12 protein-coding genes are annotated in these 12,741 nt (G+C 61.8%); 8 read left to right on the forward strand and 4 right to left on the reverse strand.

All coding sequences use genetic code 11. The annotated features are described in order from the left end of the window. Nucleotides 1-20: 20 nt before the first annotated feature. Together SB772_RS28745 and SB772_RS28750 are read right to left on the reverse strand one after the other, a co-directional pair. Nucleotides 21-1,853 carry a hybrid sensor histidine kinase/response regulator gene (locus tag SB772_RS28745; protein ID WP_410836553.1) on the reverse strand — a complete coding sequence of 611 codons (1,833 nt, stop codon included), beginning with the start codon at nucleotides 1,851-1,853 and terminating at the stop codon, nucleotides 21-23. Continuing rightward, nucleotides 1,850-2,338, reverse strand: a complete 489-nt coding sequence (locus SB772_RS28750) for a molybdopterin-dependent oxidoreductase (RefSeq protein ID WP_410836554.1) — start codon at nucleotides 2,336-2,338, stop codon at nucleotides 1,850-1,852. The genes SB772_RS28745 and SB772_RS28750 overlap by 4 nt, the downstream gene beginning before the upstream one ends. Before the next feature lie 329 nt (nucleotides 2,339-2,667). Here SB772_RS28750 and SB772_RS28755 point away from each other — a divergent pair, with 329 nt between their 5' ends. Continuing rightward, the gene (locus tag SB772_RS28755; protein ID WP_410836555.1) at nucleotides 2,668-3,699 is read left to right on the forward strand and encodes a glycosyltransferase family 9 protein; all 1,032 of its coding nucleotides are present in this window, start codon (nucleotides 2,668-2,670) and stop codon (nucleotides 3,697-3,699) included. A gap of 37 nt (nucleotides 3,700-3,736) precedes the next feature. Here SB772_RS28755 and SB772_RS28760 read toward each other — a convergent pair whose 3' ends face one another. Then, a complete protein-coding gene (locus SB772_RS28760) occupies nucleotides 3,737-4,633 on the reverse strand; it encodes an IclR family transcriptional regulator (protein WP_410836556.1) in 897 nt (298 codons plus the stop codon). 303 nt (nucleotides 4,634-4,936) lie between these two features. On the opposite strand from SB772_RS28760, the gene SB772_RS28765 reads away from it, so the two are divergent. From SB772_RS28765 to SB772_RS28795, 7 genes are read left to right on the forward strand one after another with little or no spacing between them, the layout of a single operon-like run. Further along, nucleotides 4,937-6,028: an ABC transporter ATP-binding protein gene (locus SB772_RS28765; RefSeq protein ID WP_410836557.1), complete on the forward strand. Its 1,092-nt coding sequence runs from the start codon at nucleotides 4,937-4,939 to the stop codon at nucleotides 6,026-6,028. After that, on the forward strand, nucleotides 6,021-6,935 hold the full coding sequence (locus SB772_RS28770) for an ABC transporter permease (protein ID WP_410836558.1): 915 nt from the start codon (nucleotides 6,021-6,023) through the stop codon (nucleotides 6,933-6,935). Before SB772_RS28765 ends, SB772_RS28770 begins: the two co-directional genes overlap by 8 nt. 15 nt (nucleotides 6,936-6,950) lie before the next feature. Next, complete coding sequence (locus tag SB772_RS28775) at nucleotides 6,951-7,745, forward strand: ABC transporter permease (protein WP_410836559.1); 795 nt, start codon at nucleotides 6,951-6,953, stop codon at nucleotides 7,743-7,745. 23 nt (nucleotides 7,746-7,768) lie between these two features. Then, nucleotides 7,769-8,149 (forward strand): (2Fe-2S)-binding protein, encoded by a 381-nt coding sequence (locus tag SB772_RS28780; protein ID WP_410836645.1) that lies wholly within the window; start codon nucleotides 7,769-7,771, stop codon nucleotides 8,147-8,149. Beyond that, nucleotides 8,146-9,579, forward strand: coding sequence for an FAD-dependent oxidoreductase (locus tag SB772_RS28785; RefSeq protein WP_410836560.1), 1,434 nt, complete (start codon nucleotides 8,146-8,148; stop codon nucleotides 9,577-9,579). The genes SB772_RS28780 and SB772_RS28785 overlap by 4 nt, the downstream gene beginning before the upstream one ends. After that, entirely contained in the window at nucleotides 9,572-10,699 is a 1,128-nt protein-coding gene (locus tag SB772_RS28790) for an NAD(P)/FAD-dependent oxidoreductase (protein WP_410836561.1), read from the forward strand. Before SB772_RS28785 ends, SB772_RS28790 begins: the two co-directional genes overlap by 8 nt. Before the next feature lie 31 nt (nucleotides 10,700-10,730). Beyond that, nucleotides 10,731-11,777, forward strand: coding sequence for an ABC transporter substrate-binding protein (locus SB772_RS28795; RefSeq protein WP_410836562.1), 1,047 nt, complete (start codon nucleotides 10,731-10,733; stop codon nucleotides 11,775-11,777). Nucleotides 11,778-11,783: 6 nt separating this feature from the next. On the opposite strand, the gene panE is transcribed toward SB772_RS28795, so the two are convergent. Beyond that, nucleotides 11,784-12,719, reverse strand: coding sequence for a 2-dehydropantoate 2-reductase (panE, locus tag SB772_RS28800; RefSeq protein ID WP_410836563.1), 936 nt, complete (start codon nucleotides 12,717-12,719; stop codon nucleotides 11,784-11,786). Nucleotides 12,720-12,741: the final 22 nt, after the last annotated feature.

The raw sequence follows: 12,741 nt of genomic DNA on the forward strand, positions 1-12,741 counted from the left end.
CACGGGTTCCGACCGCCCTTTCAGAGTAGGTCGACCGCGCTGGGCCGAAGCACATCCTCTAGCGTCGATCTCAAACTATCGACGCGCACGGGCTTCATCAGGTAGTGACGGAAACTCTCAGCATCTGAGAGCGTAGTCGTCTCCCGTGGCATAGCGCTGATCCACACGATCGGTGTGTGCTGATTGGGACCCGGCGTCGTTTGAAGTTTACGTGCAAGCTCGGGGCCGTCCATGCCGGGCATCTGGATATCAAACAGAAGAACGTCCTGGCGGATAGTCGCAAGATTGATCATTGCCTCGAAACCATCGGAGGCAACAGTGCATTCGTAATTCAGCGCTACCAGCAAATCACGAATGGCTTCACGCGCGAATTCCTGATCGTCGACGACCAAGGCGCGGCGCGGCTTTCCTGTTGCACTCATCGGGCGCATGCGAACTGGCGTAGTAGCGGCTTGGTGCTCGACATGCGCGACTGGGAGCGATGCGGTAAATACGGTTCCGCGCCCGAATTCGCTGGTCACGCTGATCTCTCCACCCATCAGGTCAATGAGACCCTTGACGATGGTGAGACCCATGCCTACACCGTCCTGACGGGCGGCGCCTTCAGGCCTGATCTGTGTAAAGGCTTTGAATACGTCATCAATGCGATCAGCTGGGATGCCTACACCGCTATCGCTCACACTGACATGCAGGACGGAGTGGTCCCGTTTAGAACTCGATGTCATAGCAACATCGACTGTTCCTTCGTGTGTGTATTTGATTGCGTTCGAAATGAGATTAACAATGATCTGACGCAGGCGCGCCGCATCCGCCATGTACTCGTCCGCCTCTACGTCGACACCGACTGTGAGTTCCAGACCCTTGCCCGTAGCCAGCGGCAACATATCGTCACAGACACTGTAGAGAACCTCGGCCGCATCGAAACGCGCCGGACGGAGCGTCAGTTTTCCCGAATCAAGCCGAGCGTAGTCGGTCAGATCACGCATCTGTGATTCCAGCTGTCTCGCAGCGCGGTCAAGACGGCTCATTACCCGTGCATTCGCCTCATCGGGGTTGCTGGCGACCAGCAACTCGATGGATGACGTGATGGACTGGAGCGGAGTCCGCAACTCATGCCCTACCGCGCCGAGAAAAGCGTTCTTTGCGCTGATGGCTTCGGCTGCCGCATGGTTCGCTCGCTGCTCCGCCGCAAGAGCCGCGGATTGCTGTGCGACAAACGCGCGGCGTCTCCTGTCATAGACGAAGGCGAGCACGCCCATTATCGATGCCAGCACGGCAACACCAACGCTGGCGATAAAGATGTTTTTGCGTTTGCGGACGAAGTCTTCGTAGACGCTATCGCGGTGCGCGACTTCGAGATCGCCGATTTCGTATGCCAGCTGCCCACTATCCGCCTTCAGTTTTTCGAACAACGGTATCAGCTCATCTGCCGGGCGGCGATCGGTATGCAACTGCTGCAGAAGTGGCTCCATCTGTCTCAACGCGGTGCCGAGTCGTTCCATGGTCGGTCGGAACGAAGGCAGCCCGGCGAGCATATCTGCGGCTTCGGAGCGATGCGCCATTAGCGCATAGCGGGAGCGCAGTACATTGAATTTCGCTGTGACCGCATCGAAGTCCGGTGCGGTGCCCCGCTCGTAAAGGAGCACCTGCTGTTCGCTGTTGAGTGCCGCGATCTGGAACCGTGCAACCGTCCAGTAATGATTCTCCTGCGGGCCTAGCGTAGAGATGATGCTGCCAGGCGAGAGCAACAGGTCGTACAACGCGTATGTCCATCCAGCAGCCGCGACCAGAACGCAAGGCAACAGCAACGCGAGGACACGATTGGCCCTTCGAACACCGGGCGCCGCGTTCATTTGACGGTTATCCGGGTGACTTGCCAGACGAAGCGTGCATCGTAGGTTGCAGTGTTGAGTTCGCCAGGGTATTTGTCGCGAGGATAGATGAGCCAAGCCGGTCCAAAGGTCGAAAGAGGCAGCGGCTTGCCATCCGCGGTCAGCGCGAGGATAACCCCGTATTTCTCGGCATCTGCTACGGGCACATCGTGACAGTAATCGTCAGCCGCACATACCGACAACGTTGAACCTGCCGCCCCGACGCGCTTCAAAAGCGCGGAGAGCAGAGGGCCGGAAAATGATTCCCTCTTCGTCCAGTTTGTCGAAGTAACGATGGTCGCGGAAGCCGTCGACATCAATTCCGCTTGCGAAAAGCGGTAGCCGTGCGTTGCCGGATCGTTGATGTTGGAAACTTTGCCGTTAATGATCAGCGGCATGAATTGATCCGCTTGCACGGCGCCCACAGACAGGAGGCTGCAGGTGAGGACGATCGAGAAATACTTCATAAGGGAGTGTTCAGCGTGAGCCTGCCGCTGGTAGCGGTTATTGAATGTTCTGATCGGATCATAGCAAAGCTGGCGCTTGCCTGTATGTCAACTGTTAGATGCCTGCAGAAGACGGCATCTATGTGGTCCGGAAAGTTCGGGGCTTTCCAGGATTGGATCAGAATATCCCTATAATCGGGTGGGCGCCTTTTCAAGTGTTGCTGAAAATGAAGGCGTTGCCAGACTACTATTCACACAACTGCTAGTAAAGCCTGTACGCAATGCAGTTCTGCACGACGCATTATTGCAGGCCTTCGCGCATCAGTCGTACAAGACTGAAGGACCCAGCAATGACGTATCTTGACCCACTCTCCGCGCTCGCAAACGCGGGCTCGCTCCTATCGGCGAATGATGAAATCGTCGCTTCATACGATCTCGAGGTTGAAGGGGCGTCCGTCGACGGCTATCGAAGTCTTGCCACTGTGTCAGCGATCAGAAATGCAAATGTCGAGGCGTTCGAAATCGATTACTCTCGTGTCTCCCGCCTGCATGTGATTAACGGAATGGGCGTGACGCTAGGGGATTCCATCATCGGAATCTCAGCGCTCGCCGCTATCAGGCGTGCGAACCCGGGAATTTCCATCTGCATCTACCGGCCGCGTAGGGACCCGGAGTATGTAAGACAATTGTACAAACTGGCAGAACCGGTCGTCGGTGAGATTATCGACTTGCCGGTGCATGTCGGATCGATGTCTCGCGACGACTTACTGCTCGATATCGGCAATCACCTGTTCTGGCCAAATTTTGCGTCGATGCCGATGATCGACTTCTTCCTCTGGTCGCTGGGCGTTTCGCCCGATGCGGTGACTGCTACTGACAAGGCCAATGAGTGGTTGAGGCAGGTCAAGCTACCGGCATTCAACCGGGATCCATTACCGGAGAAATACGTTCTCTTCTGTCCCGTTGCGAGTACGCCGGTTCGCAGTATTCCGGAGCCTTTTCGCGTTGAACTCGTTGAACGCATGTGGCAGAAATTCAACCTTCCCGTTTTGGGATTCGGCAAGATTGACCATGCCCACTACACGGACATCACTAACCGTTCCCTCGATACTGCCGCGTTCCTGTCCTGGGTGAAGGGCGCGCGGTTTATCCTGACCTCGGATACAGCCGCTGTTCACATCGCAGCGGGGTTTGACGTACCCACGGTCGCATTCTTCACGACAATCGCTGCTGAATTGCGTGTGCGAGACTATCCTGACTGCACTGCCGTGGATCTGCCGCTTCCAGACCTCGCCGGTATCCAGGCCAGCGGCCGGGCAGCGGATCTTCAGCTTGTTGAGCGTGCATATCGCTGGTTGCTCGATGGCCACTGGACGCTCTAGCTGAAAACGTGAAGCATTGGGCCGGCAAGCAAAGCGCCTACCCCGTGATCCGCTCGGCGGTCATGGCGCGCGACAAACCGTGCATCGGCCGGCGCAATGCGACGTCGAACGGATTGGTTTGCGGGCCGATCGCCTCCGCCTGGCGCCGCAGCAATTCGACCACCATCGGCAGACGATCGTCGCCCAGACGCGCGGCGAGCGTGCCGACGCTCAGCGCCGCCACCGCGACGCCGGTGCGGTCCAGAATCGGTACCGCCACGCCCGCCATGCCGTCGAGCACGCCGCTATTGCGCCCCGCGTAACCCAGCTGGCGCACGCGTTCGATCTCGGTGCGCAAATACACTTCGTCGAGCACGCCGTAGCCGCGAATACGCGGCACGTTGAAACGAATGATCTCTTCGCGCTCCGCTTCCGGCAGGAACGCGAGAATCGCCAGACTCCCCTGCCCGACACCCAACGCCACGCGCCCACCGATATCGCCGGTGAACGAGCGAATCGGAAACGGCCCTTCGCAGATGTCGAGACACACCGCGTCGAAACTGCTTTTCACCAACAGGAAAATCGTGTCGCCCAGGCTCGCGCAGAGCCGCAGCAAGGCGGGACGGCACAGCGTGCGCATGCCGCTCGGATTGCCGGCCTGCGCGGCGAGCGCGAAGAAATCGACACTTAGCCGATAGAGCTTCGAGCTTTCGTCCTGTTCGACGATGCCTTCGGCGATCAACGCGTGAAGGATGCGATGCACGGTGCCTTGCGTGAGACCCACCGCTTTCGCCAGACGCGTGACGCGGCCGCCGTCGGGCTGCGCTTCGGATAACGCGCGGATGACCGCGAACGCGCGCTCCAGCATGCCGGGGCCGGGCGCGCCGCTAGTTTGAGCCGACGCGGCATCCGCATCTCGCGCGATTCGCGCATCCCGTTTAGCGGCAGGATCCATCTCAATTGCTCCAATTTATTTCATTGACCGGAACACTATAGAGAGTTTTATCTTTGAATGGAATATTCGCCGCGCCCCTTAACCGCTGCGCGCCTTGCATTCCTCATAGGGATTTTCCGGACATCATGCAGCGGAACAGATAACACGCATCATAGCGATTACATTCCGTTCATTGGAATTTTTTCAAATTTTATACCACCAAACGGAATTTGAAATTGACGCGATGTAATTTGGCTAGCTAGAGTCGGCTCAATCGGAACAGTTGTCGATTCAACCAGTGTCGAACCATCGAAAGGCCAGATCATGTCGTTCCTCACGCTCACGGACGTAGCGAAATCGTTCGGCGATTTGCAGGCAGTCGCCGACGTGAACCTGTCGGTGGAAAAAGGCGAGTTCGTGTCGCTGCTCGGGCCCTCCGGCTGCGGCAAGACCACCACGCTGCAGATGATCGCGGGCTTCGTCGAGACGACGCGCGGCCGGATCACGCTCGACGGCCGCGATATCACGCACATGAAGCCGAACAGGCGCGGCCTGGGCATCGTGTTCCAGAGCTACGCGCTGTTTCCGCACATGAGCGTCGCCGATAACGTCGGCTTCGGCCTGGAGATGCGCAACATCGACAAGGCCGAGCGCAAGGAACGCGTGCGCGAGGCACTGGCGCTGGTGCGGCTCGACACGCTCGCGCATCGCTTTCCGCGCGAACTGTCCGGCGGCCAGCGGCAGCGCGTGGCGATTGCCCGCGCAATCGTGATCGCCCCGCCGGTGCTGCTGCTCGACGAGCCGATGTCGAATCTCGACGCCAAGCTGCGCGAAGACATGCAGTTCGAACTGCGCTCGATTCAACGCAAGATCGGCACCACCACCATCATGGTCACGCACGACCAGTCGGAAGCGCTGTCGATCAGCGATCGTGTCGTGGTGATGGAAGCTGGCCGCATCACGCAGATCGACACGCCGTACGAGGCCTACGAGCGTCCCGAGAACAAGTTCGTTTCGCAGTTCATCGGCAAGGCCAATATGTTGCCGGGCACGGTGGTGGCGCGCGACGGCGACGCGATCCGCATCGACCTGGGACACGACCTCGCCGAGACCGGCCACACCGCGCAACTGCCGGTCCGCGAGCGCGTCGTCGATGTTGGCGACGCGGTGATGTTGTGTATCCGCCCGGAAAAGCTGCGGCTATGCGCGCCGAACGCGGGACGCATGCCGGCCACCGTGACGAGCCGCTTCTTCCTCGGCAGCCAGTGGCTGTATCGCGTGGATAGCCGGCTCGGCGAAGTGCTGGTGTGCTGCCAGAACGAAGGCAACGATCCGCTGCCGGAAGGCGCGGCGGTCGGCGTCGACTGGAACAGCGAGGCGATCCGCTTCATTCAACGGGACGCGCATCATGGCTAGTACGTTGCCCGCTTCGAACAACAGCAGCGCGAAGCCCGGCAACGCGCGCCGCGCGCCGTGGCAAGCTTTTCTGCCGTTGTGGCTGATGTGCGCGCCCGCTTTCCTGCTGTTCGCGGCACTCGTGTTGGTGCCGCTCGTGATGACGCTGGTATTGACCTTCTACCGCTTCGATCCGGCCAGCGGCCCGCTTGCGGCGTTCCAGTTCGGCAATTACGCGGAAGTGCTGAGCTCGCCGTATTTCCACACGATCTTCGCGCGCACCTTCGGCATCGCCTTCCTGACCACCTTGTTGTGCGTCGTGATCGGCACGCCCGAAGCGTACGTGCTGTCGCGCATGCGCGATCCGTATCGCTCGACGTTTCTGCTGGTGATTCTCGCCCCGCTGCTGGTGTCGGTCGTGGTGCGCGCGTTCGGCTGGAGCATGTTGCTCAATACTAACGGCCTCGTGAATCAGGCGTTCGGTCTCGTCGGACTCGGGCCGTATAAGCTCGAGTACACCACCTTCGCGATCGTCATCGCACTGGTGCACGTAATGCTGCCGTTCATGGTGATTCCGGTGTGGACGGCATTGCAGAAGCTCGATCCGCAAACCGAAAACGCTGCGCTTTCGTTAATGGCCTCGCCCGCCACCACCTTGCGCCGCATCGTGCTGCCGCAACTCACGCCGGGCATTCTGTCGGGCAGCTTGATGGTATTCGGCCTGTCGGCGAGCGCATTCGCCATCCCCGGCCTGCTCGGCGGACGACGTCTGAAAGTTGCCGCCACCGCCGTCTACGACGAATTCCTCGGCTCGCTGAACTGGCCGCTCGGCGCGACCATCGCGCTCCTGTTGCTGGTCGCGAATCTGATCGTGATGCTCACTTACTACCGGGTTCTGGAACGCAGGTACGCCAGAAGCATGGGATAACCCCGCGAGATCATCATGAGAAAAAATGGCCCTATCGCGCTGATTTTCCACACGCTCGTCATTGCGTTCGTGCTCGCGCCGCTCGTGATCGTCGTGCTGGTCGCTTTCACGCCCGACGAAACACTCACGCTACCCACGCACGGTGTATCGCTGCGCTGGTTTCGCGCGATCCTCGATTACCCCGATTTCATCTCGGCGTTCTTCAACAGTTTGAAGCTGGCGTTCGCATCGGCGACGCTGTCGCTGATCGTCGCGTTGCCCGCGGCGCTTGCGATCGGACGCGCGCGCTTTCCGGGCCGCGCTTTCCTGAACGGCCTGCTGCTGTCGCCGCTGGTGATTCCCGGCCTCGTGCTCGGCATCGCACTGCTGCGCTTCTTTGCGCTGATCGGCGCAACCGGTTCGTTTGCATGGCTGGTGCTCGCGCACATGATCATCATCACGCCGTTCGTGATGCGGCTGGTGCTGGCCTCGGTCGGCGGTCTGGACCGCAGCGTCGAACATGCGGCGCACTCGCTCGGCGCCGATGCATGGACCACGTTTCGCCGCGTCACGTTCCCGATGATTCTGCCGGGCATTACCGGCGGCTGGCTGCTCGCGTTCATCAACAGCTTCGACGAACTGACGATGTCGATCTTCGTCACGTCGCCGCAAACCGTCACGCTGCCGGTCCGCATGTACATGTACGCGACCGAATCGATCGATCCGATGATGGCCTCGGTGTCCGCGCTAGTGATCTTCATCACCGCCGGCGCGATGCTGCTGCTCGATCGCGTGTATGGACTCAACCGGATTCTGATCGGCCAGCACTGATGTCTTCTACCGCCCTCTCTCTCATGCCGTCGAACTTGCCGTTTCCCGATGCCGCCGCGCCTAGGCGCGATGCGCAATTCGTTCGCCTCGCCGAGACGCAGCGTGAACCGCTGAGCTTCTTTATCGACGGCCACGAAGTCACCGCGCTGCAAGGCGATACGGTGCTGACCGCCGTGTTGATGCAACAACGGCGCGTACGCGAAAGCGAATTCAGCGGCGCGCCGCGCGCGGGTTTCTGCCTGATCGGCGCGTGCCAGGACTGCTGGATGCGCAGCGAAGACGGCACGCGTTTGCGCGCCTGCTCCACGCTGGTTAGCGCGGGCATGCGCGTCGTCACGCGGCTTGCCGAGATTGCCACGGCCGTTGCCACCACACCTACCGCCGCAAACGGAGAGCCGCAATGAGCGATGAACGCCGCGTGGTGATCGTCGGCGCGGGACCGGCAGGCGTGCGCGCCGCCGAAACGCTCGTTGCGGCCGGCGTGAAGCCGATCGTGCTCGACGAAAACGCGCGCTGGGGCGGACAGATCTATCGCCAACCGCCATTGCACGGCGGCTTCAAGCGTTCGAAGAAAACCCTCTACGGTTTCGAAGCGCACAAAGCCGACGCATTGCACACGACGATGGCCGCGCTATTGCCGCATCTCGACTATCGCCCCGACACGCTGGCCTGGGCGTGCGAACCGGGCCGCCTGGATACATTGCACGCGGGACGCGAGGTCAGTGTGCCGTTCTCGCATCTGATCATCGCGAGCGGCGCGACCGATCGCGTGTTGCCGGTGCCGGGCTGGACGCTGCCCGGCGTCTACACGCTCGGCGCGGCGCAGGTCGCGTTGAAGACACAGGGCTGTGCGATCGGTCAGCGCGTCGTGCTCGCGGGCACGGGCCCGCTGTTGTATCTGGTGGCGTGTCAGTACGTGAAAGCGAGCGCGCAGGTGGAGGCCGTGCTCGATACGAGCCCGCTGTCGCAGCAGATCGCCGTGGCGCCGAAACTCGTGCGGCAACCGTCGACGTTCGCCAAAGGCCTGTATTACGTCGGCTGGCTGACCATGCGCGGCGTGCGGATCGAACGCGATGTGGCGTTGGTGGGCATTCACGGCGAGCAAGGCGTGAGCGCGATCGAATGGCGCTCGACAGGTGGTCGCGCAAAAACCGAAACCATCGCGTGCGACGCGGTCGGCATCAGCTTCGGCCTGAAGCCTGAAACGCAGCTCGCCGACCTGGCCGGTTGCCGCTTCCGCTTCGACGCGCAGAACCGTTGCTGGCTGCCCGACCTCGACGCTGCCGGCCGCAGTTCCGTGCGCGGCATCTATCTCGCCGGCGACGGCGCGGGTATTGCGGGCGCCGACGCCGCCGAACTCGCCGGCCGCCGTACCGCGCTGGCTTTGCTCGACGACCTCGGCATCGCGCATCCACGCGGCCTTGGCATGCGAGATGCAGCGTCGCTCGATCGCGGCCTGCAACGCATCGCCGTGTTTCGCACGGGCATCGAAGCCGCGTTCGCGCCGCCCGCGGATTGCGCCTCGCAATGGCCGGACGACATGACCGTGTGCCGCTGCGAAGAAGTCGATGCGGGCACGTTGCGGCGCTGCATCCGCGCTGGCGATGCGAATGAGATCAACCGGCTCAAAGCGCTCACGCGCGTCGGCATGGGCCGCTGCCAGGGACGCATGTGCGGTGAAGCGGCGTTGACGCTTCTGAGCGATGAAACCGGCCGCCCGCTCGACGCCGTCGGCCGCTTGCGCAGCCAGCCGCCGGTCAAACCGATTCCGCTGTCGCCCGCGCTGTATGCCGATGACGTCGCCGAGATTCCCGAGGAGGCGCGCGATGAGTGACGCCCTGCATTACGACGTCGCGATTGCGGGCGGCGGTCTGGTCGGCGCATCGGCGGCACTGACGCTGGCGCGGCGCGGGTTGCGCGTCGGCCTGTTCGAGCGGCGCTATTGCGGCGCGCAAGCGAGCGGGGTGAACTACGGCGGCGTGCGCTGCCAGGGACGTCCGGTCGAGCAGATGCCGCTCGCGATGCGTGCGCGGCGCGTCTGGGACCGCTTGCCGGAACTGATCGGCATCGACGGCGAATTTGTCGTGTCGGGACATTTGCGGCTCGCACGCAGCGAGTCCGATCTTGCCGCGCTCGAAGCGTGGGCCGACATGGCACGCGATCACGGACTGCAAGCGCAGTTGATCGGCGGCGCGGCGTTCCGCCAACGCTATCCGTGGCTGGGCGCAGCAGCGATCGGTGGCTCGTTATGTGCAAGCGACGGCCATGCGAATCCGCGTCTCGTGTCGCCCGCATTTGCGCGTGCCGCACGAGCTGCGGGCACCGATGTGCGCGAGCAAACCGAGTTGACCGACATCCAGCACGACGGCACGCGCTTTCAATTGCGCGCCGGCGATGCGCGCATCAGCGCCGACTGGCTGATCAACTCGGCCGGCGCATGGGCCAACACGGTGGCGGGTTACTTCGGCGAAACAGTGCCGATGAGACCGATCTATCCGAACATGTGGGTCACCGAGCCGTTGCCGCTCTTCATCACGCACAACCTCGGCGTGTATGGCGGCGGTGTCTACGCACGGCAAGTGGCGCGCGGCAATTGCGTGATCGGCGGCGGACGCGGACATGGCGACGGCGAATACGGCCAGCCGTCGACGGAAACGACCCGCGCCGTGATGCGCGACGCGTGCGCATTGCTGCCCGCACTGCGCGATGCGCTGCTGATCCGCACGTGGAGCGGTGTCGAAGGCAATACGCCCGACAGTCATCCGATCATCGGCGCGAGCCGCACGGTGCCGCGTCTGTTGCATGCGTTCGGATTTTCGGGCGGCGGCTTTCTGCTCGCGCCGGGCGTCGGCGAAATACTCGCCGATCTCGTCATCGACGGTTCGACCGCCACCCCGCTCGACGCGTTCTCGATCGACCGCTTTGCTGCTGTTTCTACCTCATCTGCCGCTTAGTCATCCTTTAGTGAAACTCAGGAGCCCCACCATGAAACTGTTCAGAACGATCGCGGCGCTAGCCGCATTGTGCGCGTTCGGCGCGGCCGCGCCGGCGTGGTCGGAGACCAAAACGATTTACATCGGCATGAATGGCGGCCTGATGGAAAAGGCTTACACAAGCCAGGTGCTGCCCGACTTCGAGAAAGCCAACAACGTGAAAGTGGTCGTGGTGCCGGGCACTTCATCGGACATTCTCGCCAAGCTGCTCGCCAATAAAGCCAATCCGCAGATTCACGTGGTGTTTCTCGACGACGGCGTGATGGCGCGCGCGGTCAGCATGGGCGTATGCAAGAAGCTCGACGATTCGCCGGTGCTCAAAGAACTTTATCCGTTCGCGCGCATGAAGGACGACATGGGCGCGGGCGTGCAACTCGGCATGACCGGCATCGCGTACAACAAGAAACTGTTCGCTGAAAAAGGCTGGGCGCCGCCGACCTCGTGGATGGATTTTGCCGATCCGAAGTACAAGGGGAAAGTGGTGTTTCAGTCCGCGTCGAGCAGCACCTTCGGCCTGCATGGCTTTCTCGCGATCAACCGCCTGATGGGGGGCAGCGAGCAGAACGTCGAGCCCGGCTTCACGAAATGGGCGAGCACGGTCGGCCCGAACGTCGTCGAGTACGTGCCGAATTCGGCGAAGATTTCCGAAATGGTTCAGACCGGCGAAGCCGGCCTCTTCCCGCTGACGCCGACCGCCGTCGGCGATTTGCAGGACAAGGGCATTCCGGTCGGGTATGTGAATCCGAAGGAAGGTCCGGTGTTATTGCTGGTCGACCTGTGCGTGGTGAACAACAACCCGGACCCGCAACTGGCGCAAAAGCTCGCGCAGTTCCTGCTCTCCGCGCCGGCTCAGACAAAAGCCGCCGAGGCGGGCAGGCAGATTCCGACCAACCGTCTCGCGAAGATGACGCCGCCGATGCAGCAAAGCCTCGGCAACGTCGAGGATCTGGTGCACAAGGTGACCGTGGTGGATTGGGACACGATCAATGCGCATCGCGCGCAGTGGGATACGCGCTGGAACCGGCAGATCGAGCACTAAGCCCTTCTACGACGTGTGAGTCTGGCGCGCCTCATAAGTCTTTAGATGGCTATACGCGATGCGCAACAGCGACAACCCGTGCTCGCCCTTTTGCGCATCGCCGCCGCGCGCGATCAGATCGCCGAGAATATGATCCGCCTCGGTATGCGAATGGTTTTCGACGTCGCGCAGCATCGAAGCCGTCAGCGACGAAGGCGTGAAGAGCGTCTGGGTCGCACGCCCGTCGAAGTCCGGCCCCATCGTGAAGCCGTTCTGTTCGGCGACTGCCCGGCACTCGCCGAGCAGATTTTCGATGATGCGCTTGCCGTCCGGCGCGGCCAGAATATCGCCGACCGAGCCGCGCATCAGGCACGTGCCGGCCGCCAGGGTCGCGAGGAACACCCACTTTTCCCACATGCGCAGCAGGATGTTATCGCTGACCGACACATCGAAATTCGCATCGGCCATCGCGTCGACGATCTCCTGTACGCGAGCCGACACGCCGCCTTCCAGTTCGCCCAAGGTAACTGCGTGCATCTCGTTCAGATGCACGACCTGCTGCTCGGCGTTGAGCGTGGCGGCAATCACGCATTGACCGCCCAGCACCTGCGACGCGTCGAATTTTTCCGTGAGCACGTCGATATGGCGCATGCCGTTGAGCATCGGCAAAATCAGTGTCGACTCGCCGACCAGCGGCGCGAATGAATCGATCGCGTCGTCGAGACTGTACGCTTTGCAGCTCAGCAGAACCAGATCGAACGGCTCCGCGCTGACGCCGGCGAGGATCGTTTTGGGCTCGCGCAGCGTGAGATCGCCGCGCGGGCTATGGATGACGAGACCGTCACGCTGGAGTTTTTCCGCACGGCCGGGACGCACCAGGAAGGTCACGTCCTGCCCGGCTGCGGCGAGCCGTCCGCCGAAGTAGCCGCCCACGGCGCCCGCGCCCACTACTAGAATTCGCATCTTTCGCCTCTCGATGGATTGG

The sequence above is a fragment of the Paraburkholderia sp. SIMBA_030 genome, from assembly GCF_046535245.1.
Taxonomy (GTDB): Bacteria; Pseudomonadota; Gammaproteobacteria; order Burkholderiales; family Burkholderiaceae; genus Paraburkholderia.